29 protein-coding genes are annotated in these 25,560 nt (G+C 65.5%); 17 read left to right on the top strand and 12 right to left on the bottom strand.

What is annotated here, in order from left to right; translation table 11 throughout:
- Window positions 1-138: 138 nt before the first annotated feature.
- Both QOJ24_RS22280 and QOJ24_RS22275 read right to left on the bottom strand, forming a co-directional pair.
- The gene (locus tag QOJ24_RS22280) at window positions 139-1,197 is read right to left on the bottom strand and encodes an NAD(P)H-dependent amine dehydrogenase family protein (RefSeq protein ID WP_526265211.1); all 1,059 of its coding nucleotides are present in this window, start codon (window positions 1,195-1,197) and stop codon (window positions 139-141) included.
- Window positions 1,198-1,264: 67 nt separating this feature from the next.
- Window positions 1,265-2,071: an enoyl-CoA hydratase/isomerase family protein gene (locus QOJ24_RS22275; RefSeq protein ID WP_526265209.1), complete on the bottom strand. Its 807-nt coding sequence runs from the start codon at window positions 2,069-2,071 to the stop codon at window positions 1,265-1,267.
- A 38-nt stretch (window positions 2,072-2,109) separates the two neighbouring features.
- Here QOJ24_RS22275 and QOJ24_RS22270 point away from each other — a divergent pair, with 38 nt between their 5' ends.
- Complete coding sequence (locus QOJ24_RS22270) at window positions 2,110-2,523, top strand: RidA family protein (RefSeq protein ID WP_526265207.1); 414 nt, start codon at window positions 2,110-2,112, stop codon at window positions 2,521-2,523.
- 3 nt (window positions 2,524-2,526) lie between these two features.
- Here the strand turns inward: QOJ24_RS22270 and QOJ24_RS22265 are convergent, their stop codons facing one another.
- The 3 genes from QOJ24_RS22265 to nthB are packed head-to-tail and all read right to left on the bottom strand — an operon-like array spanning window position 2,527 to window position 4,030.
- Window positions 2,527-2,817 (bottom strand): nitrile hydratase accessory protein, encoded by a 291-nt coding sequence (locus QOJ24_RS22265; protein WP_526265205.1) that lies wholly within the window; start codon window positions 2,815-2,817, stop codon window positions 2,527-2,529.
- Window positions 2,814-3,404: a nitrile hydratase subunit alpha gene (gene nthA, locus QOJ24_RS22260; protein WP_526265203.1), complete on the bottom strand. Its 591-nt coding sequence runs from the start codon at window positions 3,402-3,404 to the stop codon at window positions 2,814-2,816. The genes QOJ24_RS22265 and nthA overlap by 4 nt, the downstream gene beginning before the upstream one ends.
- A complete protein-coding gene (gene nthB / locus QOJ24_RS22255; protein ID WP_526265201.1) occupies window positions 3,404-4,030 on the bottom strand; it encodes a nitrile hydratase subunit beta in 627 nt (208 codons plus the stop codon). Before nthB ends, nthA begins: the two co-directional genes overlap by 1 nt.
- Window positions 4,031-4,215: 185 nt before the next feature.
- On the opposite strand from nthB, the gene QOJ24_RS22250 reads away from it, so the two are divergent.
- A complete protein-coding gene (locus QOJ24_RS22250) occupies window positions 4,216-4,461 on the top strand; it encodes a hypothetical protein (RefSeq protein ID WP_526265199.1) in 246 nt (81 codons plus the stop codon).
- Between the two features lie 49 nt (window positions 4,462-4,510).
- Here QOJ24_RS22250 and QOJ24_RS22245 read toward each other — a convergent pair whose 3' ends face one another.
- Window positions 4,511-6,004: a purine-cytosine permease family protein gene (locus QOJ24_RS22245; RefSeq protein ID WP_526265197.1), complete on the bottom strand. Its 1,494-nt coding sequence runs from the start codon at window positions 6,002-6,004 to the stop codon at window positions 4,511-4,513.
- Between the two features lie 146 nt (window positions 6,005-6,150).
- On the opposite strand from QOJ24_RS22245, the gene QOJ24_RS22240 reads away from it, so the two are divergent.
- Genes QOJ24_RS22240 through holA form a run of 3 tightly spaced genes read left to right on the top strand, consistent with a single transcriptional unit; the run spans window position 6,151 to window position 9,430 of the window.
- On the top strand, window positions 6,151-6,969 hold the full coding sequence (locus QOJ24_RS22240; RefSeq protein WP_526265195.1) for a ComEA family DNA-binding protein: 819 nt from the start codon (window positions 6,151-6,153) through the stop codon (window positions 6,967-6,969).
- A gap of 53 nt (window positions 6,970-7,022) precedes the next feature.
- A complete protein-coding gene (locus QOJ24_RS22235; RefSeq protein WP_526265218.1) occupies window positions 7,023-8,465 on the top strand; it encodes a ComEC/Rec2 family competence protein in 1,443 nt (480 codons plus the stop codon).
- 17 nt (window positions 8,466-8,482) lie between these two features.
- Window positions 8,483-9,430, top strand: a complete 948-nt coding sequence (gene holA / locus QOJ24_RS22230; protein WP_526265216.1) for a DNA polymerase III subunit delta — start codon at window positions 8,483-8,485, stop codon at window positions 9,428-9,430.
- Window positions 9,431-9,440: 10 nt separating this feature from the next.
- Here holA and rpsT read toward each other — a convergent pair whose 3' ends face one another.
- Entirely contained in the window at window positions 9,441-9,701 is a 261-nt protein-coding gene (gene rpsT, locus QOJ24_RS22225) for a 30S ribosomal protein S20 (RefSeq protein ID WP_526265193.1), read from the bottom strand.
- A 157-nt stretch (window positions 9,702-9,858) separates the two neighbouring features.
- On the opposite strand from rpsT, the gene QOJ24_RS22220 reads away from it, so the two are divergent.
- Genes QOJ24_RS22220 through QOJ24_RS22205 form a run of 4 tightly spaced genes read left to right on the top strand, consistent with a single transcriptional unit; the run spans window position 9,859 to window position 14,184 of the window.
- Window positions 9,859-11,577 carry a circularly permuted type 2 ATP-grasp protein gene (locus tag QOJ24_RS22220; protein WP_526265191.1) on the top strand — a complete coding sequence of 573 codons (1,719 nt, stop codon included), beginning with the start codon at window positions 9,859-9,861 and terminating at the stop codon, window positions 11,575-11,577.
- Complete coding sequence (locus tag QOJ24_RS22215; RefSeq protein WP_526265189.1) at window positions 11,558-12,535, top strand: alpha-E domain-containing protein; 978 nt, start codon at window positions 11,558-11,560, stop codon at window positions 12,533-12,535. The genes QOJ24_RS22220 and QOJ24_RS22215 overlap by 20 nt, the downstream gene beginning before the upstream one ends.
- The gene (locus tag QOJ24_RS22210; protein WP_526265187.1) at window positions 12,536-13,372 is read left to right on the top strand and encodes a transglutaminase-like domain-containing protein; all 837 of its coding nucleotides are present in this window, start codon (window positions 12,536-12,538) and stop codon (window positions 13,370-13,372) included.
- Window positions 13,373-13,377: 5 nt separating this feature from the next.
- The gene (locus QOJ24_RS22205; protein WP_526265186.1) at window positions 13,378-14,184 is read left to right on the top strand and encodes an alpha/beta fold hydrolase; all 807 of its coding nucleotides are present in this window, start codon (window positions 13,378-13,380) and stop codon (window positions 14,182-14,184) included.
- Here QOJ24_RS22205 and QOJ24_RS22200 read toward each other — a convergent pair.
- On the bottom strand, window positions 14,181-15,038 hold the full coding sequence (locus QOJ24_RS22200; protein WP_526265184.1) for a ribonuclease Z: 858 nt from the start codon (window positions 15,036-15,038) through the stop codon (window positions 14,181-14,183). The genes QOJ24_RS22205 and QOJ24_RS22200 overlap by 4 nt on opposite strands.
- Before the next feature lie 20 nt (window positions 15,039-15,058).
- Here QOJ24_RS22200 and QOJ24_RS22195 point away from each other — a divergent pair, with 20 nt between their 5' ends.
- Window positions 15,059-15,796: a hypothetical protein gene (locus tag QOJ24_RS22195; RefSeq protein ID WP_526265183.1), complete on the top strand. Its 738-nt coding sequence runs from the start codon at window positions 15,059-15,061 to the stop codon at window positions 15,794-15,796.
- A 4-nt stretch (window positions 15,797-15,800) separates the two neighbouring features.
- On the opposite strand, the gene QOJ24_RS22190 is transcribed toward QOJ24_RS22195, so the two are convergent.
- Entirely contained in the window at window positions 15,801-16,826 is a 1,026-nt protein-coding gene (locus tag QOJ24_RS22190; protein WP_526265181.1) for an aldo/keto reductase, read from the bottom strand.
- A gap of 136 nt (window positions 16,827-16,962) precedes the next feature.
- On the opposite strand from QOJ24_RS22190, the gene QOJ24_RS22185 reads away from it, so the two are divergent.
- Together QOJ24_RS22185 and QOJ24_RS22180 are read left to right on the top strand one after the other, a co-directional pair.
- On the top strand, window positions 16,963-17,391 hold the full coding sequence (locus tag QOJ24_RS22185; RefSeq protein ID WP_526265179.1) for a CBS domain-containing protein: 429 nt from the start codon (window positions 16,963-16,965) through the stop codon (window positions 17,389-17,391).
- Window positions 17,384-17,989 (top strand): GNAT family N-acetyltransferase, encoded by a 606-nt coding sequence (locus tag QOJ24_RS22180; protein ID WP_526265178.1) that lies wholly within the window; start codon window positions 17,384-17,386, stop codon window positions 17,987-17,989. The genes QOJ24_RS22185 and QOJ24_RS22180 overlap by 8 nt, the downstream gene beginning before the upstream one ends.
- Window position 17,990: 1 nt before the next feature.
- Here QOJ24_RS22180 and QOJ24_RS22175 read toward each other — a convergent pair whose 3' ends face one another.
- A complete protein-coding gene (locus QOJ24_RS22175; RefSeq protein WP_526265176.1) occupies window positions 17,991-18,581 on the bottom strand; it encodes a type II toxin-antitoxin system PemK/MazF family toxin in 591 nt (196 codons plus the stop codon).
- Between the two features lie 106 nt (window positions 18,582-18,687).
- On the opposite strand from QOJ24_RS22175, the gene lepA reads away from it, so the two are divergent.
- The 3 genes from lepA (at window position 18,688) to QOJ24_RS22160 (ending at window position 22,647) form a co-directional block, all read left to right on the top strand.
- Window positions 18,688-20,535, top strand: coding sequence for a translation elongation factor 4 (gene lepA / locus QOJ24_RS22170; protein WP_526265214.1), 1,848 nt, complete (start codon window positions 18,688-18,690; stop codon window positions 20,533-20,535).
- Complete coding sequence (locus QOJ24_RS22165) at window positions 20,532-21,230, top strand: sensor domain-containing protein (RefSeq protein ID WP_526265174.1); 699 nt, start codon at window positions 20,532-20,534, stop codon at window positions 21,228-21,230. The genes lepA and QOJ24_RS22165 overlap by 4 nt, the downstream gene beginning before the upstream one ends.
- Before the next feature lie 73 nt (window positions 21,231-21,303).
- Entirely contained in the window at window positions 21,304-22,647 is a 1,344-nt protein-coding gene (locus QOJ24_RS22160) for an MBL fold metallo-hydrolase (protein WP_526265172.1), read from the top strand.
- A 6-nt stretch (window positions 22,648-22,653) separates the two neighbouring features.
- Here QOJ24_RS22160 and QOJ24_RS22155 read toward each other — a convergent pair whose 3' ends face one another.
- Together QOJ24_RS22155 and QOJ24_RS22150 are read right to left on the bottom strand one after the other, a co-directional pair.
- On the bottom strand, window positions 22,654-22,809 hold the full coding sequence (locus QOJ24_RS22155; RefSeq protein WP_526265170.1) for a hypothetical protein: 156 nt from the start codon (window positions 22,807-22,809) through the stop codon (window positions 22,654-22,656).
- A gap of 82 nt (window positions 22,810-22,891) precedes the next feature.
- Window positions 22,892-24,889: a glycoside hydrolase family 15 protein gene (locus QOJ24_RS22150; RefSeq protein WP_526265168.1), complete on the bottom strand. Its 1,998-nt coding sequence runs from the start codon at window positions 24,887-24,889 to the stop codon at window positions 22,892-22,894.
- A 161-nt stretch (window positions 24,890-25,050) separates the two neighbouring features.
- Between QOJ24_RS22150 and QOJ24_RS22145 the strand changes: the two genes are divergently transcribed.
- Both QOJ24_RS22145 and QOJ24_RS22140 read left to right on the top strand, forming a co-directional pair.
- Complete coding sequence (locus QOJ24_RS22145) at window positions 25,051-25,245, top strand: hypothetical protein (protein ID WP_526265166.1); 195 nt, start codon at window positions 25,051-25,053, stop codon at window positions 25,243-25,245.
- 138 nt (window positions 25,246-25,383) lie between these two features.
- Window positions 25,384-25,476: an Ms4533A family Cys-rich leader peptide gene (locus QOJ24_RS22140; protein ID WP_526265164.1), complete on the top strand. Its 93-nt coding sequence runs from the start codon at window positions 25,384-25,386 to the stop codon at window positions 25,474-25,476.
- The last annotated feature ends 84 nt before the right edge of the window (window positions 25,477-25,560 follow it).

Raw genomic sequence — 25,560 nt, 5'->3', positions numbered from 1 at the left:
CAGAAGCAGATCGACGACATCAACAAGCAACTCCAGGAGCAGCAAAAGCAGGCCGGCCAGGTCCTCGGCAACCTCCCCTTCTGAGACACAACCAAACTCAGCCCAGGCCACCCGGCCTGGGCTGAGTTGCGTTCGGCGCTAGCCGGCGAACCGCCCGACGACAGGCGGTAGATCCTTGAGCGTGACGATGCCCGGGCGCGCAGCCACGACCGCGGGCACGGCGTTGGTCACCGGCATGGCGGTGTAGATCATGCCCAGACCCATGAAGCCCGGCTCGGTCCAGTCCTTCGGCGGCAGACAGTGCAGCACCGTACGCATGTTGGGCAGCCCGAAGACCTGGATGACATGGCCGTGCTCGAGCGGTTTCGGCGGTGTCACGTGCTCGCCCATAGTCCAGTTGAATCCGACGCTGACGACGTTCCTGTCGCCGACCCAGCCGCGGTGGTAGCCCATCACGCCGCCGACGGTGTCCTTCGGGATCTGCATGAAACCGAGATCGCTGTCGCCGGTGGTTGGGGTGAAGGTGACGTCGAATGTCATCCGATCAAGTTTGGCGCCGATCGTGTCGGCCATCATTGCGGCGGACTCGGCGAAGACCTCGCTTTCCCGTCGCACACTGTCGGCAAGGCCCGGCGTGTCGGGGTCCTGAGAAAAGCCCATCGCGGTCTGCGTGCCCGCCGACTCGTAGGTGGAACAGTCCACCGACTCGGTGATCCGGATCTCGTCGACACGCTCACACGACCCGCTGAGCACCATGCCGACCATGTTCGTCATGCCCGGATGCGCGCCGCTGCCGAAAATCGTCGAATTGCCCCTTACGCAAGCCTTTCGGATGCGGTCCAGATCCTCGGGAGTCTGCTTGCCGCCGGTGATCCAGGCCGCGCTGGAGCACACGTTGACACCGGCCTCGAGCAGTCGGGCCAACTCGTCGATGTCGGGCCACAGCGGGTTGTAGCAGCAGGCGTCCGGCTTCAATGCGATCAACGCCTCGATGTCGTTGGTGGCAGTAACCCCGGTGGGGTGGGGCCAGCCGGCCAGTTCGGCGGCATCCACCCCAACCTTGTCGGCGCCGTGTGCGTAGACGCCGACCAGTTCCATGTCCGACCGGCCGATGATGGCATGCAGCGAACGCTTTCCGATGTTTCCCGTCGTCCACTGGATCACCCGGATGGGTCGGTCAGCGGTCGGTGCCGTCATGGTGGCTTCTCCTCTATGAATCTCCGGCGTGCGCTGACGCTGATCTGAACCGAAGTTGGGCATCAGCTTAAAGCCCGGTCTGCTTTGTTCCGGCACGGCCGCGATCCGATCTATCGAAGAACTGCCCCAACAGCTCGCGCGCCTCTGTCTGATCGAGGCAGGTATAGGAGTTCCAGCCCTCTACTCGCAGTTGATCGTCAAGTGGCCTGCCGATGACATCGAGAATCGTCTCCTTGGCAGACCGGATGGCCCGCTGCGAATTTCGGAGGATCTGCCCGGCCAATTTCTCGGCCTCAGCCAGAAGATGTTCGTGGGCAACGACTTTCGTTATCATATTGCATTGAAGTGCTTGTTGAGCGTCTATCGGCTCAGCGGTGAGAACCATCTGCATCGCCACCCCGACGCCGCATGTGTTGACCAGCCGGGTGATTCCGCCGTCACCGTGGTGAAAACCGCGCCGCGCCTCGAACGAGCCGAACTTTGCACGTTCGGATGCCACCCGGAGATCGCACGCGAGCGCGAGCTCGAGGCCGCCCGCCAACGCCCACCCGTTCACCGCGGCGATCGTCGGTTTGGTGATCCGATGAAGTCCGCGGGTGATGCCACCGAACCCGACGTCGACAATGTCGCGTACCCGGCGCGGTGATGCGTCGACGTAGTTCAGCGGTACGTAGGTCGCGAGGTCGGCACCCGCGCAGAAAGCATCCCCGGTGCCCGTCAGAATCGCGACATCGGCGTCGTCGTCGTCGCTGAACTCAATCCAGATGCGGCAGAGCTGTTCATGCATCGCCGGAGTGATCGCATTCTTGGCTTCAGGTCGGTTCAGCGTGATGTAGGCAATCCTGTCGTGACGTTCGTATCTGATCTCGTTCATCGGTCAATCTTGCGCCCGTGTCCGGCAGGATGTTCCCGATGAGCACCGGTGCAATCCGCGCATTCACCTTCACCCCGGCGGACGGCGTGCCACCGGCCGTCGCACCCTTCGCACACGCCACGGCGGCCGGTCCGACGCTGTACGTGACCGGGCAGATGCCCACGGATGTCACGGGCACCGTCGTCGGTGACGAGGTCACGACCCAGACAGACCAGGTTCTCGGCAACCTGTTGCGTGTCACGCAGCTGTGCGGCGGGGGATTGGTCGATGTCGTCTCTGTGCGCGCCTTCCTTCTGGACTGGGACGACTACGACGACTTCAACGCCGCCTACGCGCCGTGGTTCCCCGACCGGCTGCCGAGCCGAACCTGTGTGGGCACCACCGGACTGGCGGTCGGCGCGCTCGTCGAGATCGACTGGGTGTGTTGGCGAAACGACGGCTGGGGCGGATAGAGCCTATAAGGGGGTGCGCTCAGTCGGCATCGCCTCGTCCAGCGCGGCGGCGGTGGCGAGATCCTCCGCGACGACCAGTGACTCCAGCGCCTTGGTCCACGACTCGTAGTACGGGCGATCGGGCTCCTCGGCGATGCTTGCCATGAGGCGATGGCGAAATGCGTCCCACGGCAGGCCGAGCCGATCCACCACAGCGACCGCGATGGCCAGCGCGCGAGCCTGCCACGGTGCGTCGAAGACAAGTTCCCCGTTGTCGCGGGGCAGCGACTCGTCGTCGAACGGTGTGCCCGTCACAGCCGTTGCACGCCGATCATGGAGTCGCGCGTGACGACACCCGCGAGCTGCTCCTCGGTGAACCCGTCGGTGCCCGAGGGACGCATCGGCAGCACCAGGTACCGCGCCTCCGCACTGGAATCCCAGACTCGGACCTCGACGTCGTCGGCGATCTCGGTGCCCATCTCGGCGAGCACCTTGCGCGGCTCCCGCACCGCGCGCGTACGGTAGGCCGGCGCCTTGTACCAATTCGGCGGCAGCCCGAGGACCGGCCACGGATAGCAGGAGCACAGCGTGCACACCACGAGGTTGTGCACGTTGGCGGTGTTCTCCAGCACGACCACGTGTTCGCCCTCCGGGCCGCCGAAGCCCAGTTCCGCGATGGCCGCCGTGCCGTCTGTCAGCAGCCGCGTCCTGTAATCAGGGTCGGTCCACGCCTTGGCGATGACCTTGGCGCCGTTCATCGGTCCGAGGTTCTCTTCGAAATGAGCGACGATCTGGTCCACCGCGTCCACGTCGAGCACACCCCTCTCGACGAGCACCGCTTCAATGGCCGCGATGCGCGCCTCCACGGGTGCGAGTTCCTCGGGATGGTGATGGTCGGTCATCACGCCTCCTGCAGATAGCGCTCGAACAAGTCGATGTGGACGACGTCGCCGTCGGTGCCTGCCTCTCCCCACAGTTCGCGGGACGTGAAGCGCACCGAATACAGCGGATCGGTGACCGGACCGCCGCCGTGCGCCTCGATGTCGTCGATCTCAGCCGCGTCGTCTACGCGCGCGATGGTCCCGCGCTTGCCCTGCGCGTAGCGGGGGGCGCGGGTGTGGCCGGCGGGATGTCGCTCTCGCACCTGCACCGTGTCGCCGACCGCGAACCTCGGGGTGGTCCGGGACGCCAGGTCGACGGGCAGGACACCGCGGTCGGGCCTTGACAACGGGAAGTGCCCGCCCGCGCGGCGATCGAGTTCCTCCGGCGTGGTCAGGCCCTCCTCGACCGCGCGCGTGGTGAGGCCGGTCAGCCAGTGTTCGTAATAGGGCGACGACAGATAGTGCGCGGGATCCATCCGCTCGATCGAATGCCGGAATTTGCCGCCGGGACCACCGAGCGATCCGATCGCCCCGACCATCAGTCGAAACGTGCGGCGCTCCCAGTCGTGGGCGAACATCGGCTCATCGCCGGTGTGCTCGACCGGCCCGAAACCGTCCAGTCCGCCGAGGTCATGCACGCCGTCCACGTCGCGATCATACGAATTTCTGCCCCGACACCGATCCACTTCCACCGATCGGGGGACATCGGGTTCAACCGGTCCGAGGGCCGGTTGGCCGACATACATCTCCCCGCTGCCACGACATAGTTATCTCATCGCCGAAAACAACCGGCATAAGAACTGAAACACCAACCAGCACAAGGAGATACGAAATGACCACGAACATCGCCCGCAGCTTCGCCCGCTTCATCGCGCTGCCGATCGTCTCGGCCGGCGTCCTCGGCGGCGCCGCCCTCGGCCTGGCCGGAATGGCCAACGCCGCGACTGTCACCACCGAGACGAGCACGGGCTCGGCCATCGTGGCCTCGCCGGACACCTACGCGAAGCCCGCGCCGAACGCGCTGCCGGGCTGGCGTCACCACCACGGTGTCGGTCGCTTCGACATGTTCAACCAGTAAGCGCCCACCGACAAAGACCCACCTAAATGGAGGCCCTCCCCGGCAGCGGTCAACTCCGGGGAGGGCCTCCCGCGAGCTCGGGACGAGAGTTGATCAACTCGAGCTCACGGGACACATCGAGCGAGCGGGTCACGCCGATGTAGACCAGGCCCGACACCAGCAAGCCGACGATGAAGGCGATGTCGACCTCGCTCATCGCCGTCGCGACCGGCCCGACAAAAAACGGCAGCACGACGAAGGGGACCTCGGCCAGCACGCCCGCGATGAACGCCGTCAGGCCACGCCATGACCAGGCACGGTAGATGCCATTGGGAGTAAACAGATCCGCGATCGCGTAGTGGCCTCGCCGGACGAAGAAGTAATCGGTCAGATTGACCGCAGTCCAGGGCGCGAGCAGGTACAGCATGATCAACAACGTGGTGTTCAACGCCGAGGTGGCGTCGGTCAACAGCAGGCTCATCACCAGCCACGCCACCGCAAGCACGACAATCGTCACCACCCGCAACCGACGTGTCGGCGTGATCGACCTCAGCGAATCGATCGCGGTCACCACGGTGAGCATGCCGCTGTAGGCGTTCAGGCCCATGGTCGCCACCAGCACCAGCGTCGACACGACCGCCAACACCGACCCCAGATACAACACGACGTCGTTGCCGGTCTCGTTGATGCCTGCCAAGGCGTCGCTCGCGCCGAGATACGTGGCCATCCACGCGCCGAGCGGGATCAGCCACGCCGGCGAGGCAGAGGCGCCAACGAAGACTGACGCGATGATCGACGACGGTTTGGTGTCGCGGGGGAGGTAGCGGCTGTAGTCGGATACGTACGGTGCATAGGTGATGTTGTAGGACGCAGCCACGCTGAATTGGACCAAGAAGGCGACGAAACTGAATCCTCCTGTGGCTGCTGTCGTTCCGGTGACACCACCGAACAGGACACCGCAGGTGAGAACAATCCACAACGGAAGGGAAATCCAGAACAGGATCCGAAATGTCCTGTGCAGCAGGTCGTGCCCGAAAATCGCGACTAAGGCCGCAATGACGGTGATCAACACCGCGACGACGACCGGGTTCCAGCCGAAGATCGACTGCAGTCCCGATTTGATGATGACGACGTCCACCACATTGAAGCCGACGAAGGTGAACAGCGTTCCGACAAGCGGCAGCAGTACACCGCGGTAGCCGAACTGTGCCCGCGACTGAATCATCTGCGGCAAACCCAGCACTGGGCCCTGGGTGGCGTGAAACGCCATGAACAGCGTGCCGAACGCAATCCCGGCCAGACCCGCCACAATCGTCCATCCCAATGACAGACCCAGGCTGGGGCCGACGAATCCGAGCGCAAGGGTGAACGGCTGAAAGTTGCCGACGAACCAGAACGGACCCTGGTGACTGACCTTGCCGTGACGTTCGTCGTCCGGTACGTAGTCGATGGACCGCGTCTCGATCAGAGCCGACGTTCGGCCCGCGGGTTCGGCGGATGGGTCTGATGTCGTCACGGGACCTCCGATGTGGCGGTAGCGGTCATGGGTATCACCTTGCGGCATGTACCACCGTGGACGCCATACTCAACTGCTGCGAACGCATTCCGTCGTCGGCCGCAGTGATCCACAGAGCGGACTTCATCCACAGTCGCCGCCGATCCCGGTCTCACCAGGCGGCTGCGGTCGCGGGCCAGATCTACCGTCGGCGCATGGGAACCGAACTGCCCACCGAACGTCTTCATCGCAGGCTCGGCGCCGAGGGCGATGCGGAATCCGGGGCGGACGACGACGGCGATTCGGATGCCGCACTGTCGCGCTGGCTGCCCGACGCTGGTACCGGCGCGCAGCCGGGGTGGCTTGCGGCGGTCCGCGCAGACCCCGGTCGCACCGGCGCGATCGTGCTGGGAGCCGTCGGCGTGGTGGCCGTGTTGGTCACCGTCTTCACGATGTTTGCGGACAAGACCCCGCCGGTGGCATCGGCCAAACTCCCGCCGGTGGAGATGGTCTCGTCGGCACAGCCCACCCCACGCGCCCCGGCCCCGGAGGGACCCGTCGTCGTGAGCGTCGTCGGGCTGGTGCACAAGCCGGGCCTGGTGACCTTGTCGACGGGCGCACGCATCGCCGACGCGCTCAGCGCCGCCGGCGGCGCGCTCGACGGCGCCGATCTGATCGGCCTGAACATGGCTCGTCGCCTTACCGACGGCGAGCAGATCATCGTCGGCATCGCCGCGCCCGCCGGGGAACCGACGACCATGGGAAGTTCAGTGGCGGCGGAGCCCACTCCGTCCGCATCTGCAGGAGGCCCGGATCCGCATGCAAGTGAGTCGACGTCCGGCGAGTCGGTCGACCTGAACACCGCGACCGAAGAGCAGCTCGACGCGCTGCCCGGTGTCGGCCCGGTGACCGCGGCCGCCATCATCGCGTGGCGTGACGCCAATGGGTCGTTCGCCAGCGTCGACCAGCTCAGCGAGGTGGACGGTATCGGGCCTGCCCGCCTGGAGAAGCTGCGCGCCCAGGTTCATGTGTGAGCGGCGCGGACCGTCACGAGGTCCGCCTGGATCTGCGTCTGGTCCCGGCGGCGATGACGAGCTGGGCGGTCACTGCCGCGGGAATTTCGTGGTCGATCGGCTGGGTCGTCGTCCTGCTGTCAGCGGCGGTCGCAGCGAGCGCGACGGCGTGGTGGGATGGCAGACACCGTGCGCTACGCGACGGTGCGCGAATGACAGCGGCGGCCGTGGTCGCGATCGCGTTGATAGGGCTTGGCTTCGCCGTCGCGATCCAGCTACGCGTCGAGCAGATCCGACATCATCTGCTGGTTGACCGTTACGGTGACGTCGCCGCCGTCATCGTCACGCCCAGCGAAACGCCGCGCTCGCTCGGCGGCGGAAGGTTGATGTTTCGGGGATCTCTGCGATACGTCGCAGGCAACGAAATGTCCGGCCGGGTGGTCGTTTTCGCTTCGATGGCTGGATTTGGCGAGCTGGCGGCGGGCCAGCCGGCTGCCTTCAAGGCCAGGATCTCCAGGCCGACCCGACGCGACCTCACGGTCGCCGTGCTTTCAGCGACCGGTGAGCCGACCCTCGGGGAGGCCGCACCCGTCCTGCGGGCTGGACAGCGGGTCCGCACCGCGTTCGCCACCGCGGCACGGGACGCCTTGCCCGCCGATCAGGCGGCGATGCTTCCCGCCCTGGTCCTCGGTGACACCTCCGCGCTGTCGGCCGACACCACCGCGCAGTTTCGGGCGGCGGGCCTGACGCATCTCACGGCGGTCTCGGGTGCGAACGTGACCATCGTCTGCGGGGCGGTGCTGCTGACAGCGGTGTTGGTCGGTCCTCGAACGGCGGTTGTGTTCGCCGGGGGTGCTTTGGTGGCGTTCGTCATCGTGGTGCAGCCGTCGGCGAGCGTGTTGCGCGCCGCGGTGATGGCGGCCATCACGCTGCTGGCCGTCGTGACACACCGACGCAGACAGGCGATCCCGGTACTGTCGGCGACGATCATCGCGTTAATGATCGCGACACCCGAGCTCGCCGTCGACCTCGGCTTCGCCTTGTCGGTGTCGGCGACTGCAGCGCTTGTGGTGATCGCACCAGGATGGTCGCGACGGCTGGTCGCCCGCGGCTGGCCCAAGCCGTTGGCCGACGCGGTCAGCGTCGCCGTGGCCGCACAGCTGGTGACCGCGCCACTGGTGGCAGCCATCTCCGGCACGTTGAGCGTGGTCGCGGCGTTGGCCAACCTTGCGGTGGCGGTTGTGGTCGCCCCGATCACCGTGATCGGCACCGCGGCGGCCGCGTTGTCGGTCTGGTGGCCCGCGGGCGCGGATCTGCTGATCAGGTTCACCGGACCCGAGCTGTGGTGGCTGCTCGGTGTGGCCCGTTTGGCCTCAGGGATTCCCGGCGCATCTGTGCCGGTGCCGTCAGGGTTGCCCGGTGCACTGACTATCGGGGCGGCAGGTCTCGGGGCTGTCGTGCTGTCGTGGTGGTGGCACAAGCGGCTGTCAGCGCGGCATGACACGATCAGAACATGAGCGAACCGGTCCCTGGATTGCATCTTGTCGTCGGGGATGAGGAGCTTCTGGTCGAGCGTGCGGTCGCTTCTGTCCTGCGCGCCGCGCGCAAGCAGGCGGGCACCGACGATGTCCCGGTGGACCGCATGCGTGCGGGCGAGGTGAGCACGGCCGAACTCGCCGAACTGCTGAGCCCGTCGTTGTTCGCCGACGAACGGGTGGTGGTGCTCGAGTCCGCCGCCGAAGCGGGGAAGGACGCGGTGGCCCTCATCGAGACCGCGGCTGCCGACCTGCCCGACGGCACACTGCTGATCGTCGTGCACTCGGGGGGAGGGCGCGCGAAGGCGCTGGCCGGAAAGCTGAAGGAGCTCGGCGCGACGGTTCATCCGTGTGCCCGCATCGCCAAAGCTTCCGAACGTGCCGATTTCGTCCGCGGCGAGTTTCGCGCCTTGAAGGTCAAGGTGTCCGACGACACGGTCACAGCCCTGCTGGACGCGGTGGGATCAGACATCCGCGAGCTCGCGTCGGTCTGCTCGCAGCTGGTGGCCGACACCGACGGCACTGTGGACGCGGTCGCGGTGCGCCGCTACTACAGCGGCAAGGCAGAGGTAAAGGGCTTCGACATCGCCGACAAGGCGGTGGTCGGTGACGTCGCAGGCGCTGCCGAGGCGCTGCGCTGGGCAATGATGAGCGGCGAGCCCCATGTCGTCCTCGCCGATGCGCTCGCCGAGGCGGTGCACACGATCGCTCGGGTCGGGCCGCTGTCAGGCGACCACTACCGGCTGGCCTCTGAATTGGGGATGCCGCCGTGGCGAGTGCAGAAGGCGCAGAGACAGTCGCGACGCTGGTCGCGGGAATCGGTCGGCAAGGCGATGCAATTGGTGGCGACGCTGAATGCCGATGTCAAGGGTGCGGCGGCAGACGCCGACTACGCGTTGGAGGCGGCGGTGCGCAAAGTGGCGGAACTCGTCGCCGACGATCGCTGAGTGGTGCGAATCAGAGCTTGTTGAAGGCGCGCGACAGCGCGGACTTCTTGTTCGCCGCCTGGTTCTTGTGAATGACACCCTTGCTGGCTGCCTTGTCCAGCTTGCGGTTGGTCGACTCGAGCAACTCGGCGGCCTTTTCCTTGTCGCCCGCCTCGGCGGCCTCACGGAACGAGCGGACGGCCGTGCGCAGCGAGGACTTCACTGACTGGTTCCGGAGTCGGGCAAGCTCGTTGGTGTGGATCCGCTTTACCTTCGACTTGATGTTGGCCACGCGCTAGTTCCTTCGTAAATCTTCATTGGGGTTGGGCAAAGTCTGGCGCCCGTCGCGCGGGCAGCGAGGGTTCAGATTACCAGCGCAAGGGGTAAAAGCCCAAAGTGGTCGAGAAGCGGAAGCCACTGGCCTGCGCAAACGCGGCGTTTGGGGCAGCATGTCAAAGGTGAGCCTGCGAACATTGCCAACCGAGACCGCGAAATCCGCCCGAGGCAATGGCCGCCGAACCGCGCGATACGAGGGTATCTTCGACGGCTACAACGACGTGGGCAGCTACTGCGAAGCCTTCGACGAGATGTTCGATGCGCAGGGCAACGTCCGCGGGCCGTACAAGGGCATCTTCGCCGAACTCGCCCCGTCTGACGCCTCTGAGCTGGAGGCCCGCAACGATGCCCTCGGTCGCGCGTTCGTCGATCAGGGCATCACATTCTCGCTGTCGGGCCAGGAACGTCCGTTCCCGCTCGACCTGGTGCCGCGGGTGATCTCGGCTGCCGAGTGGTCGCGGTTGGAGAAGGGCATTCGGCAGCGCGTCAAAGCGCTGGAGCTGTACCTGGACGACATCTACGGCGAGCAGGAAATTCTCCGCGACGGCGTCATCCCGCGCCGGCTCGTCACCTCCTGTGAACACTTCCACCGCGAAGCCGCGGGCATCGTGCCGCCCAACGGCGTGCGCATCCATGTGGCAGGCATCGACCTGGTTCGCGATGCGCAGGGCAACTTCAGGGTGCTGGAGGACAACCTGCGCTCACCGTCGGGTGTCTCCTACGTAATGGAGAACCGCCGCACCATGGCGCGCGTCTTTCCCAACCTGTTCGCCACCCACCGGGTGCGCGCAGTAGGCGACTATTCATCGCATCTGCTGCGTGCGCTGCGCAACGCCGCCGCAACCAACGAAGCGGACCCGACAGTCGTGGTGCTGACGCCCGGTGTCTACAACGCCGCCTACTTCGAGCATTCACTGCTGGCCCGGCAAATGGGCGTCGAGCTCGTCGAGGGACGCGACCTGTTCTGCCGCGACAACACCGTCTACATGCGCACCACTGAGGGTGAACGTCAGGTGGATGTCATCTACCGCCGCATCGACGACGACTTCCTCGACCCGATGCAGTTCAATCCCAACTCCGTGCTCGGCGTCGCGGGCGTGTTGAATGCCGCGCGCGCAGGCAACGTCGTCATATCGAGTGCTGTCGGCAACGGCGTCGGCGACGACAAGCTCGTCTACACATACGTACCGACGATCATCGAGTACTACCTTGGGGAGAAGCCGTTGCTCGCCAATGTCGACACCTTCCGATGCTGGCTCAGCGAAGAGCGTGAGGAGGTTCTCGACCGCGCCGACGAACTCGTCATCAAGCCCGTCGAAGGGTCCGGAGGTTACGGGATTGTTTTCGGGCCCAACGCATCCGAGAAAGAACTCGCGACGATCTGCAAGAAGATCCGCAACGATCCGCGCGGCTGGATCGCCCAGCCTGTCGTGCAGCTGTCGACGGTGCCGACGCAGATCGACGACAAGCTTGCGCCACGTCACGTGGATCTGCGGCCGTTCGCGGTCAACGACGGCGACGACGTGTGGGTGCTTCCCGGCGGCCTGACCCGTGTTGCGCTTCCGGAGGGCTCGCTGGTGGTCAACTCCAGCCAGGGTGGCGGCTCGAAGGACACCTGGGTGCTGGCGTCGCGCGCCTCGGGAGCCGACCGCGAGTTGGCCGCCGCAGAAGTGGTCCGCAAGCTCCCGAAGGCGCCGAAAGGCGCGAAGGGCGACAGGAACGGCGATTCGTCGGCGCAGCAACAACAGCAGTCGCAATCGTCGGGTCCCCTCCAGGAACAGCAACAACAGCAGCAGCAGGCGGTGATGAATCATGCTCGCGCGCAACGCTGAATCGCTGTATTGGATCGGTCGCTACGTCGAGCGTGCCGATGACACCGCCCGCATTCTCGACGTCACGGTCCATCAGCTGCTCGAGGACTCCAGCGTCGATCCCGACCAGGCGTCGCGCACGCTGCTGCGGGTGCTGGGCATCGAGCCGCCCGCAGAAGCGCTCGATGTCTGGTCGCTGACCGACTTGGTCGCATACAGCCGTGACACCCACGGCGGCTGGTCGATCGTCGAATCGATATCGGCCGCGCGTGAGAATGCAAGGGGTGCACGTGAAGTCACGTCCACCGAAATCTGGGAGTGCCTGAACACCACCTACAACGCGTTGGCTGAACGTGAACGGGTCGCCAAGCGTCTCGGCCCCGCCGAGTTCTTGTCTTTCGTCGAGGGCCGTGCGGCGATGTTCGCCGGGCTCGCCGACTCGACGCTCTCCCGCGACGACGGCTACCGCTTCATGGTGCTCGGCCGCGCAATCGAACGGGTCGACATGACGGTGCGCCTGCTGCTGTCTCGCGTCGGCGACAGCGCCTCGTCGCCCGCATGGGTGACGGTGCTGCGCTCCGCCGGTGCGCATGACACCTATCTGCGCACGTACCGCGGCGTGCTCGACGCCGGCCGCGTCGTCGAGTTCATGCTTCTGGACCGGCTGTTCCCGCGATCCGTGTTCTATTCCCTCCGACTGGCCGAGCACAGCCTCGACGAACTCCACAACCGCGCGCTCAACAGGGTCGGCGCGACCGCGGAAGCCCAGCGGCTGCTCGGCCGAGCGCGCAGCGAGCTGGAGTTCCTTCGCCCCGGCGTACTGCTGGAATCTCTCGAACAGCGGCTCGCCAGCCTCCAGAAGACATGTCACGACGTCGGAGAAGCGTTGGCGCTGGAGTACTTTCACGCCGCGCCATGGGTCGCGTGGACGGATGCAGGCCGCACCGGCGCGCTTGTCATCGAGGAAGGCGAGATCTAGATGTGGCGCATGCGGGTGGTGCACTCGACCGGCTACGCCTACAAGTCTCCGGTGACGGCGTCATTCAACGAAGCACGCCTGACGCCACGGTCGGACTCCCGTCAAAACGTCATCCTCAACCGCATCGAGACCGTTCCCGCAACAAGGTCCTATCGCTATGTTGATTACTGGGGCACCGCGGTCACGTCGTTCGACCTGTATGCACCGCACACCGAGCTCGAGGTCACCTCATCCTCGGTCGTCGAGACCGACAGGGGAGAAATGCCCAAGAAGGTCAGCTGGGAGGACCTCAACTCGGAGGCGGTGATCGACCGGTATGACGAGATGCTCAGCCCGACCGACTACGTGCCTGCGAGCAGGCGAATTCAGGCCGTAGGCAGGCGGATCGCCAAGTACAACGAACCTGCCGACGCCGTTCTCGCTGCCGCGCAGTGGGCGCACAGCGAACTCGAGTACGTGCCGGGGACCACGGGGGTGCACTCGTCGGGGCTCGACGCGCACCGCGAGGGCAAAGGTGTATGCCAGGACTATGCGCACTTGACATTGATATTGTTGCGGGGCATGGGTATTCCGGCCCGATATGTGTCGGGCTATCTGCATCCCAACCGGGAAGCCGCAGTGGGCGAGACCATCGACGGTCAGAGCCATGCGTGGATTCAGGCCTGGACGGGCGGTTGGTGGAACTATGACCCGACCAACGACAGTGACATCAACGAGCAGTACATCAGTGTCGGCGTGGGCCGGGACTATTCGGATGTTTCGCCGCTCAAGGGCATCTACTCGGGGGAGGGGTCGACCGACCTCGACGTGGTCGTGGAGATCAGCCGGCTGGCCTGACATTCATGGCGGCGGAGTTCGACCTCGATCTCGCATCCGGACGTGTGCATGCCCAGCGCTTCGGTGGCACCGATGCGCCGCTGGTACTCGCCGTGCACGGCCTCTCGGCCAACATGCACGGCTTCGACTACCTCGCGCCGCTTCTGATCGACGACGGCGCGCGTCAGCTGATCGCAGTCGATCTGCGCGGCCGCGGTGGCAGCGAGTCCACCGCGCCGGGGACGTACGGTCTCATGTCGCACGCCCGCGACATGTTCGAGGTGGCAACGCTTCTGGGCCACGACCGGTTCGACTGGGTGGGATGGTCGCTGGGAGCGCTGATCGGTATTGCCGCGTCGCAGATGGACCCCGGCCGGATCCGCAGCCTCGGGATGATCGACCACGCGGGCCGGTCCGACGAAAGTGCTGTCGCGGCAGTGCTCTCCGGCCTCAACCGACTGGATCTCGAGACGCCAACCGCCGAGGACTACGTGGCTCAGGTCGAGGCGCTGAGCCCGATCCACCCGTTCACCGACTTCTGGCGCCGGTTCTACGCCTACGAATTTCGGCGGACAAGAAAGGCGGCCTGCCTCGAAGACGGTCTCGATGCCTCCGGGCAGGACTGGCCGCGGTCGTGGCGGCACCTGACGATGCCTGTCGGGTTGGTTCGGTGTCGACGACCGCTGAACGGCGGGCTGGTGGTGCCCGACGACGTCGCCGCCGACATCGCGTCGGCGGTCCCGACGATCACCGTCACCGACGTCGACGCCGATCACTTCACCGTCATGACGCACCAGCCCGCCGCGGAAGCACTGCGTACTCTGCTGGATTAACCTGCGCCGCGGCCGCCACACACGCCGGGATGCACCTCGATTCGGTGCAGATCGTCACCGAGTTCGATCTGCCTACTGAATGCCGTGGCCGCCAGAGCGCGCCAGTCGTCCTCCTGCCCGGAGCCGATGCCCGGGACGTAGTGGGTGAGGACCAGGATTCCCACGCCGGCCCGCTCGGCGGTGGCAGCAGCATCCTCGACCGACGAGTGGTAGTCGATGATGTCCCTGATGCGTTGCACAGCCATCTGTTCGACCAGATCCCTTCGGATCACGGTGTGCACCAAAGCACCTGCGCCTGCTGCCAATTCGTCCAGTCCGGTGCACGGCACGGTGTCCCCGGCCAGTACCACCGACGCTCCCTCGAAATCGACCCGGAACCCGACAGTCGGCTCGACGGGTCGGTGATCGGTCGGAGCCGCGGTGATCCGCACGCCGTCACCGGCCCACACCACGCCGGTGGTCACCTCCTCCACCTCCACCGTGGGTGGTTCGGTGATGTCGGGGTGGTGGCCGATCCGATAGCTGATGTCCGGGGCCAGCGCGTTGAGCGTCGCATCGACCACTGCGGCGGTTCCTGGCGGACCGATCACCCGTAGTGGAGAGCGGGTGAAGGTGGTGACCCATCGCGTCGTGATGACGTCGGAGAGATCGGTGATGTGGTCGCTGTGCAGGTGTGTCAGGAGAAGGGCGGAGATGTTGGCGGCGCCGACACCTACCGCCGCAGCCCGCATCAACACGCCGCGGCCGCAGTCCACGAGGAAGGTCTGCCCGCCGGCTCGCACCAATGTCGAGGGTCCGGCACGGTTGGGATCGACCATGGGACTTCCGGTGCCGAGAAGGGTGACCTCGATCATAAGGCCTAACGTTAAACCCCGTGGCAGCGGATTCAGCCCGAACGGTCGCAACGTGGCTGTGGCGGGTGACCGCAGATACCGGGGGCATCGTCGCGTTCGCCACCGCACGCCACCTGCGTGAAGTCTATGTCGCGGTGCCGTTGAGTGGAGTCGACGATGACGTCGCGTCGCTCACCGCGGCTTTGCGGGCCAATGGAATTGCGGTGTCGTGCCTAGGCGGTGACCCGACCTGGACGGTCGACCACGACGCCGCACTGAACTGGGCCTTCCGCGCGACCACCGACGCCGTGTTCGACGGTGTCCACCTCGACGTCGAGCCATGGGCGTTGCCGCGCTGGCCCGACGACGCGGGCGCACTGATGGGTTCCTTCGCCACGCTGGTGGACGAGATGGCCGAGGTCGCACCGCTGGCGGTGGATTTGGTGCCGTGGCTGACGACCGAGCACCGCGAGACCGTCAGCCGCATTGTGCGCCAGTGCAATTCGATCACCGTGCTGGCATACCGTGATAACGCCGCGGCGATCCTCGCCGAGGCCGACGCAATGCTCCGGCTCTGCCGGACCGCCGGGATTCCCCACCGCATCGGCGTCGAGACGCAAACGCCCACCGCGGCAATCCCGGCGAACACGACGTTCGGCGACGACGGCGAGGCGGCGATGCGCAGGGAACTCGGCGACGTCGCGACCCGCATGCGGCCGCCGATGTTCGACGGGTTCGCCGTCCACCACCTCGAATCGTGGCGAATGATGCCGCCGTGACTGGCTACTCGCGGCCCGCCGACACCCAGCTCATGTCGTGGAACCTGTTGCCCGACACCGCATCCGCGGCCGCATCTAGCGCACTGATCTGATCAGCGTCGAGCACCACCGACAGCGACCCGAGGTTCTCTTCGACCCGGGCGGCCCGACGCGTGCCCGGGATCGGGACCGATGCAACACCGAACGCGGCGGCGCGATACCTCAACCACGCCAGTGCGACCTGCGCCGCCGTCGCGCCTGCGGCCATTGCGACCGACGTCACGACTTCCACTACCGCGAGGTTGGCGTCCAAGGCGTCCTCGGCGAACCGCGGCATGGTTTTACGGAAGTCGTTCGTCGATGCGAGGTCGGCTGCCGACCGGACGGTACCGGTCAAAAAGCCGCGGCCCAGCGGTGAATAGGGGACAAAACCCACCCCGAGTTCGGCGGCCGTCGGCACGACGTTGCGCTCGACGTCACGGCTCCAGATCGACCACTCGCTCTGCACCGCGGCGATGGGCTGGACTGCGACGGCGGCGCGAAGCTCTTCGGCGGTCACCTCCGACAACCCGAGGTGGCGCACCTTGCCCGCGGCCACCAGGTCGGCCATCGCGCCGACCGTCTCCTCGATCGGCACAGACGGGTCGCGGCGGTGCATGTAGTAGAGGTCGACGACTTCGGTCTTCAGTCGCGACAGGCTCTCGTCGATGGACTTGTGCACATACGCGGCGTCGCCATGTGCCACCAGACTGCCTGCCGCCCGATCGGCCGGGTTGCTCGCGATGCCGAACTTCGTGGCGAGGGTGACTTCGTCCCGACGGTCGGCAAGCAGCTTCGAGATCAGCCGCTCGTTGTTTCCGCTTCCATAGATGTTGGCGGTGTCGATGAAAGTCACGCCGATGTCGAGGCAGCGGTGCAGCGTGGCAAGCGATTCCGTGTCGTCGACCTCGCCGTAAACCGGCGTCAGCGCCATCGCACCGAAACCGATTGCACTGACCGTCAACTGATCGCCAAGGGCGACTGTGGGCACGTCCGCGGTTTTATTAGTCATGCTTTTCATCCTTGGATCGGGGGTGCTTTCACGTTCCTCCAACCGAGACCGCGGCGAGGCTGTTCCGGCGAAGGTGCTTTCGCCCTGACCAAGTTCGACCTAACCTGTTGTGACACCGGTCACTATGGAGGCGACGATGCGAATCGCGGACGTGTTGCGAACGAAGGGCGCCGCGGTGGCGACGATCACCCCCGAGACATCGGTCTCCGGTCTGCTTAACGAGCTCGCCATGAATAACATCGGCGCGATGGTCGTGGTCTCGGCCGACGGCGTCGTCGGCATCGTCTCGGAGCGCGACGTGGTGCGCAAACTGCACGAACACGGTGTCGAGCTGCTTCGGCTGCCGGTCTCGGCCATCATGACGACGATGGTCGCGACCTGTTCGCCGACCGACACGGTCGATCACCTCACCGCGCTGATGACCACCAAGCGTGTCCGTCACATCCCGGTGGTAGAGAACGAGCGGCTGGTCGGGATCGTCAGCATCGGCGACATCGTCAAGCAGCGGATGGAGGAACTGGAAAACGAGCAGCGCGCGCTGCAGGACTACATCACCCGTGGCTGAGATCGAATTACGCCCCATCGCGCGGGCTGACATTCGTTCGCAATCCACAGTGCTGGCCAGGGCCTTCTATGACGACCCGGTGATGAAATACATGCAGCCGGACGACAAGGCAAGGGCGAAGATGCTGCCGCCGTTGTTCGCGAAGCTGACCAAAAACCATTTCATCGCCCGCGGTGGTTCTGAGGTGGCGAGCCGTGGCGGGGTCATCGGGGCGGCGACGCTGTGGGATCCGCCGGGCCTTCGCAAGTCGTCGCGATGGGAAGAACTGAAGATGCTGCCCACATTGGCGTGGCACTTCCGTTCGCGGGCCGAGCAGACCAAGACCCTCGGCAAGCTCATGGAAATGGCCCACCCCGAGGAGCCGCACTGGTATCTGATGGTCATCGGCAGCGATCCATCGGTGCGCGGTGCCGGCTTCGGGCAGGCGCTGATGGGTTCACGATTGGACCGCTGCGACGGCGAGCGGGCCCCTGCTTATCTCGAGGCGAGCGAGGAATCGCTGATCCCGTACTACAGCCGGTTCGGATTCGAGCAGATCGGGGAGATCGACATTCCCGGCGGTCCGACGATGATTCCGATGTGGCGGGCGCCGCGGTAGGTCAGCTCCACGAATAGTCGCGGCGCAACCTTGTCGCGACGATCTCGAACGTCTCGCGTTCCAGGATTGCGCCTTCGCGGCGGATGCCCTCCTCGGGCACGTCCAGCACCCGGTCCAACCGCACCCAGCTCGGCCGGGCTTCGTAATCCCACGGTCCCGAACCGATACCGACCCACTCCCGGTCGTTCTGGTGGCGTTCCTGGCTGGACAGCATCAAGCCGAGGAGGGTGCGACGGTCGCGGCCGACCACAAGTACCGGGCGATCCTTCCCCCGCGACGGGTCGTCCTCGTAGACCACCCATGTCCACACCACTTCGCCGGGATCGGCGCGGCCGTCGAGGTCGGGTGCATACACCAACCTGCGGGCCCGTTGTGCGGTGGGAACGCTGTTATCGGTGACCGGGCGCCCGGCCGTGATGGCTGGCGCCGACTCGTCAGCGACTCCCGTCAGGGCGTCGATGCCCGCCTTGATGCCCTGCTGAATGCTGCGGGGCAGCGTCTCGGGCCGCTGCAGCTGGCGGATGAACCTGGGCGCCTCGTTGAACACCAGGTTCTCGGCTAGCCGCTGGAAGGTCTTCCATTGCGAGGCCATAATCGCAGCATATGTGAAGCGAAACGCGCGCGATTGTGTCGCCTCGCTCCGCTCTCGATACCCTGGATGGGCACAGCGCCCCCGCTATACAAAGCCTGACCAGGAGATTCCCATAAGCAGTTTCGCCGACCAGACCTTCACCGCGCCGGCGCAGATTCGGAACTTCTGCATCATCGCCCACATCGACCACGGCAAGTCGACGCTGGCCGACCGGATGCTGCAGCTCACCGGTGTCGTCGCGGACCGCGATATGCGCGCCCAGTACCTGGACCGGATGGACATCGAGCGGGAACGCGGCATCACCATCAAGGCGCAGAACGTCCGGCTGCCATGGAACGTCGACGGCACCGACTATGTCCTGCACTTGATCGACACGCCCGGTCACGTCGACTTCACATACGAGGTGTCGCGCGCCCTCGAGGCGTGCGAAGGCGCGGTGCTGCTGGTCGACGCTGCCCAGGGCATCGAGGCTCAGACGCTGGCGAACCTGTACCTGGCGCTGGACCGCGACCTGCACATCATCCCGGTGCTGAACAAGATCGACCTGCCTGCTGCCGATCCCGACCGCTATGCGGGTGAAATCGCCCACATCATCGGTTGTGAGCCCAGCGACGTACTGAGGGTCTCCGGCAAGACGGGAGATGGCGTCGCCGATCTGCTCGACCATGTCGTGCGCGAGGTGCCCTCGCCGCAGGGTGACGCCGACGCACCGACCCGCGCGATGATCTTCGACTCCGTCTACGACATCTATCGCGGCGTGGTGACCTACGTGCGCGTCGTCGACGGCAAGATCCTGCCGCGCGAACGCATCAAGATGATGTCTACCGGCGCCAACCATGAACTGCTGGAAGTCGGCATCGTGTCACCCGATCCCAAGCCGTCCGCAGGCCTCGGGGTCGGCGAGGTCGGTTATCTCATCACCGGTGTGAAGGACGTACGTCAGTCGAAGGTCGGCGACACCGTGACGATGGCCCGCCGCGGCGCCACCGAGGCGCTCACCGGATACCGCGAACCCAAGCCGATGGTCTATTCAGGGCTCTATCCCGTCGACGGCTCCGACTACCCGGTCCTGCGCGACGCGCTCGACAGGCTTCAGCTCAACGACGCAGCCCTGGTCTGGGAGCCGGAGACGTCGGTGGCGCTGGGATTCGGCTTCCGGTGCGGCTTCCTCGGACTGTTGCACATGGAGATCACCCGGGAGCGGCTTGAGCGCGAATTCGACCTGGACCTGATCTCCACCTCGCCCAACGTCGTCTACCGCGTCGAGAAGGACGACGGCAGCGAGCTCGTCGTCACGAACCCCTCGGACTGGCCTGAAGGCAAGGTGCGTGCGGTGTTCGAGCCGGTGGTCAAGACCACCATCATCGCGCCGAGCGAGTTCATCGGCACCATCATGGAGCTGTGTCAGTCCCGTCGCGGGGAGCTGGGCGGCATGGACTACCTGTCGCCCGAGCGGGTGGAGCTGCGCTACACGATGCCGCTGGGCGAGATCATCTTCGACTTCTTCGACTCGTTGAAGTCGCGCACCCGCGGATACGCCAGCCTTGACTATGAGGAGTCGGGCGAACAGGAAGCCGATCTCGTCAAGGTCGACATCCTGCTCCAGGGCGAGGCTGTCGATGCGTTCAGCGCGATCGTGCACAAAGACGCTGCCGGCGCGTACGGCAACAAGATGACCAGCAAGCTCAAGGAGCTCATCCCACGCCAACAGTTCGAAGTTCCGGTGCAGGCCGCGATCGGCGCGAAAATCATTGCCCGCGAGAACATCCGCGCGATTCGCAAGGACGTGCTGTCGAAGTGTTACGGCGGCGACATCACGCGAAAGCGCAAGCTGCTGGAGAAGCAGAAGGAGGGCAAGAAGCGGATGAAGACCATCGGGCGCGTGGAAGTTCCCCAGGAGGCCTTCGTTGCGGCGTTGTCGTCCGACGCCGCGGGCGACAAGCCCAAGAAATGACCGCACGGGCTCTCGTGGCCGGGACTGTCATCGTCGCTGTGATGGCGTTGTCCGGCTGCGTGAGCACCGTTTCCGGCTCCGCAGTGCGGGATGCGAAGACCGTGCCAACGGATGTGCCGCGGCTTGACGAGTCGGTTCTCGACTCTGTGTTGCTTCCCATCGAAGAGATCAACGACATCATGGGGACCAAGGATCTCGAAATCACCAGCGACATGGACGATATGACGGATTCATCGGACAAGGTGTCCGATCAGGATTGCCTCGGCGCCATGTTCGGAGCCGAGGAACCCGTCTACAAGGGCAGCGGATGGACGGCGGTGCGCGACGTCGTGGCGCGCGAACCCGATGAGGACAACGACCACTGGCTCGAGCAGACCGCGGTGATCTATCCGGAGGCGAGCAATGCCAACCGGTTCTTCGCGAAGTCTAAATCGAGCTGGGAGAAGTGCGCCGGGTCTTCGCTTGCGGTGGACACCGAGGACACCAGCTCGTTGTGGGAGTTCGGCGACGTGACAAGCAGTGGCGGTCTGATCGCGCAGATGGCGAACCAGGAGGATGCCGACGGCTGGGGATGTCAGCACGCACTCGCGACGGCGTCCAACCTGACCGTCGAGACGTGGGTCTGTGCCTACAACCTCTCCGACGAGGCGACGACGATGGCGATCGACATCATCAACAACGCATCGGACAGGTAGCGCCGCTGCACTTCTGCTCACCCAGAGTTCAAGGTTTGAAGCGACACCGGTTTCGGGGTAGTCCGGTAGCACTATGCGGGTATCGATCATCGAGACGTCGGGACTGGGCGACCGCAGCTACATCGTCAGCGGCGACGGCGTCGCTGTGGTCATCGATCCGCAGCGGGACATCGACCGTGTGCTGGCGGCAGTCGGCGATGCCCGCATCACCCACGTGCTGGAAACCCACGTCCACAACGACTACGTCACCGGCGGGCTGGAGCTGTCACGGACAGTCGACGCCGAGTACGTCGTTCCTGACGGCGAGAACCTCGGCTATTCGGCGCGAAGGGTGGTCGACGGCGACACCATCGAGTCCGGCTCGATCGTGCTACGAGCCATTCACACTCCCGGCCACACGCCGCACCACGTCAGCTACGAACTGCGCGACGAGTCCGGAGATGTCGTCGGCGTGTTCACCGGCGGGTCTCTGCTGTTCGGCAGCACCGGCCGCACCGACCTGGTCGACGAGGCCGAGACGGAGGCGCTGACCCGCGCGCAGTACAGCTCCGTTCGACGCCTGGCCGAAGAGCTCCCCGATGGCGCGGCGGTGTACCCGACACACGGTTTCGGCAGCTTCTGCTCCGCCTCGTCCGTCGACGAGGATGCGTCGACGATCGGGCAGCAGCGCCAGAGAAATCCCGCGTTGACCAAGGATGAGCAGGCTTTCGTCGACGAACTGCTGACAGAGCTGTCGGCATACCCCGCCTACTACGCGCACATGGGCGTGATAAACAGCGAAGGCCCTGCGGCCGTTGACCTTTCGTTGCCCGAGCCCGTCGAAGCCGACGACCTGCGTCGTCGGTTGGAGTCGGGCGAGTGGGTCGTCGACCTCCGCCATCGGGTGGCCTTCGCCGCCGGACATCTCAACGGCAGCTTCGGATTCGAGTTGTCAGGGTCGTTCGTGACGTACCTGGGGTGGCTGCACCCGTGGGGTACGCCACTGACGCTGATCGGCGAGGACGAAGACCAGATCGCCGATGCCAGGCGTGAACTCGCGCGTATCGGCGTTGACGACATCGCAGGCTCCGCCGACATCCAGCATGTTGAAAACGCCGTCGCCGTGCGGAGCTACCGGGTCGCCGACTTCGTCGCACTCGCGAAGGCCATCGGAAGCGGCGAGATGACGGTTCTCGATGTGCGCCAGCCTGACGAGTTCACCGAATCGCACGTGCAGGGCGCGGTGAACATTCCGCTGCACGAGCTGATCGACCGAGTCAACGTGCTGCCAGTCGGCGAGGTCTGGGTGCACTGCGCTTCTGGCTACCGCGCCTCCATCGCGGCTTCCATCCTCGACAGGCACGGGCGCGACGTCGTGCTGATCGACGACGAATTCGACAGAGCCGCCGAACTGAATCTGACAGGCGATGCGCGTTGATCCTCGCTAAAGCGAGCTGAATGCGGCCGCGAGCCGCCCGCGGAGATCACCTCGGCCGTAGCGGTAAAGCGGGCCGCCGCCGTCGGCGAGCAGAAGGCGAAGCTCGGCCATGCCGCGCGCGGTGACTGGGCGCTGGGAGTGCAGCCGCAACGTCGCGAACACGCGCTCATCCCGATGTGGCCGAAATGCACCACGGCATCAAGCCGAAAAGGTCCGCCGCCGCCTACTAGCCCGTCGGGGCTAGCTACATCGGCGCGTTGGCCGGCTGGAACCCGCCGGAACTATCGGACTCCTCCTCGGCGCGGATGACGTGGACGACCGCGTTGATCAGCGCTAGGTGGGTGAACGCCTGTGGGAAGTTGCCCAGATGTCGTCCGGTGCGCGGCTCGATCTCCTCGGCGTAGAGGTGCAGCGGGCTGGCGAAGGACAGCAGCCGCTCGCACAGATGCTTGGCGCGGTGGATTTCGCCGATCTCGACCAGTGCCGACACCAGCCAGAACGAACAGATGGTGAACGTGCCTTCCTCGCCGGACAGTCCGTCGTCGGTTTCCTCCACGCGGTAACGCAGCACCAACCCGTCCTCGGTCAGTTCGTCGGCGATGGCCAGCACGGTGGCCCGCACCCGAGGATCGTCGGGCGGCAGGAAGCGGGTCAGCACCGCCAGCAACAGCGAGGCGTCGAGGGCGTCGTCGGCGTAGCGCTGGGTGAGCACGCCGCGCGAGTCGACGCCATTGGCCAGGATGTCAGCCTTGATCTCCTCGGCGATCGCACGCCACTGCTGTGCGTAGGACTTCTCACCCTCGAGTTCGGCGAGTTTGGAGCCCCGATCGAGCGCCACCCAGCACATGATCTTGCTCGACGTGAAGTGCTGCGGCTCGCCGCGTACCTCCCAGATGCCGCGGTCGGGCTCGCGCCAGTGTTTGATCGCCTCCTCGACCTGTTGCTTGAGCACCGGCCACAGGTTCTCGGGAATCTGCTCGCGCGACTTCGTGTGCAGATAAACCGAATCCAGCATGGTGCCCCAGATGTCGTGCTGCATCTGGTTGTAGGCACCGTTGCCGATCCGCACCGGGCGCGCATTGTCGTAACCGGAAAGATGGTGAAGCTCTTCTTCGACGAGAGTGCGTTCGCCGCCGACGGCGTACATCACCTGAAGCGGGTGGCGCTCACCGTTGTTGGCGCCGGACACGTCGGCGATGAAGGCGAAGAAGTCGTCGGCCTCGCGGTCAAGGCCGAGTGTGTAGAGACCCCACAGCGCGAAGGTCGAGTCGCGCACCCAGGCGTATCGGTAGTCCCAGTTGCGTTCGCCCTGTGGTGTTTCCGGCAGCGACGTCGTCGGCGCCGCAAGCAACGCTCCGGTCGGCGAGTACGTCAGACCTTTGAGCGTGAGCGCGCTGCGCTGTAGATACGAGCGCCACGGATGGTCAGGGAAGTCGCCGATGTTGATCCACTGCCGCCAGCACTCGCTGGTCTGCCACAGTTTGTCGGCTGCCTCGTCATAGGTCTGCGGCACAGGGTGTTTCGACCAACTGAGCGCGACGAAGACGTTGTCGCCTTCCTTCATCCTGGTGCGGGCGCGCGCTTCGCGGCCCTCCAGCCCGATGCGCAGATTGGTGGTCAGCCGCATCGTCGGGTGGGAGTCGGGATCCTTGGTGGCTCGCGCGATCGCCTCGCCGTATGCCTGCGCCGAGTACTCCCAGGTGGCGCTGTTGCGGTGGTAGTCGAACGACGGTTCGCACTGCATCACCAATTCGACCGTGCCGCTCACACACCGCACCGTGCGCAGCAGGATGTGCTCGGCATCCCAGTCCATCGGGGTGCGGCGGTGGGTACGTGACCGCGATTCGATGTCGTGCCACGGGCCCATCACCAGCGCGTCGCGCACGATGACCCAACCGGTGTGTGTCTGCCAGGTGGTCTCCAAGATCAGGCTGCCCGGAAGGTAGCGGCGTGCGGCAGGTACGGAGACGCCATAGGGCCCTAGCCGAAAGTGTCCGGCGCCGCGGTCCAGGATGGCGCCGAAGACGCTCGGGGAGTCCGGTCTCGGTACGCACAGCCACTCCACCGAACCGGCCGACGAGATCAGGCAGGTGTTCTCACAGTCGGACAGGAACGCGTAGTCGGCGATCGGCGGGAACGGGTTCCGCAACGAGCCGCTCGGCGCGTACGGCACGGGGGCCGTCACGGTGAGCGGCGCGGGGGCAGTGGCCCCCTTGGCCTCTTCATTTTGTTGCAGAACCATGCGGAACATCATCGACTCCCAACCTGCCCGACGTCCACTTGTCGGCGCGAGTGTCCGGCTTTGCTGGCTCGGCTTCGGAGGCTGGCCGGGAGCTGCTTAGGCCGCGGCGCCGCCGCCAACCGGCTTGATCTGCGGAAACAGCCGCACCGTAGGCTGGCCGGGTGGGCGGCTTCCTCAACTGGTGGGACGGCGTTGAGCTTTGGCTGTCCGGGCTCGGCTTCGTCGCGCAGACCGCGGTCGTCATGCCTGTGGTGTTGGCGCTGGCCTACGGGATCGCCATTCTGCTGGACGGGGCGCTCGGGAACGGGATTCGGCTGCTGCGTCGGGCGCGCCACCAGGACGAGGAATCGGAGTAATAGCGATGCCGCGCTCTCGGGTGACGTTGGTGCTGGTCAGTCTCGTGCTGTTGGTGATCGTCATGTGGCTCGTCACGCGTTGACGGTGGCGAAAGCCCCGATCTGAGTATCAGCTGGGATTCTGTTATTCTTCGCGCCATGCAGACAGCGTCCGGCAACAAGAGCGGCCACGTCCTGGCCCTCATTGCCGTTGGTTTTCCGGCTGTCGCTGATGTCTGTTGTTGTCGCTGATTCCATACCCGTCCGCGGTTTGGTGTCGGTAGCGGCTGCATCTGTGCCGAAATGCTGATCCTTCGCCTTGCCGTCGTGACGGGC

Origin of the sequence: Mycobacterium sp. (assembly GCF_032159775.1) — a bacterium.
Lineage (GTDB): Bacteria > Actinomycetota > Actinomycetes > Mycobacteriales > Mycobacteriaceae > Mycobacterium.
Note: the sequence above shows the minus strand (reverse complement) of the source record. Positions and strands in the feature narration are given on the sequence as shown.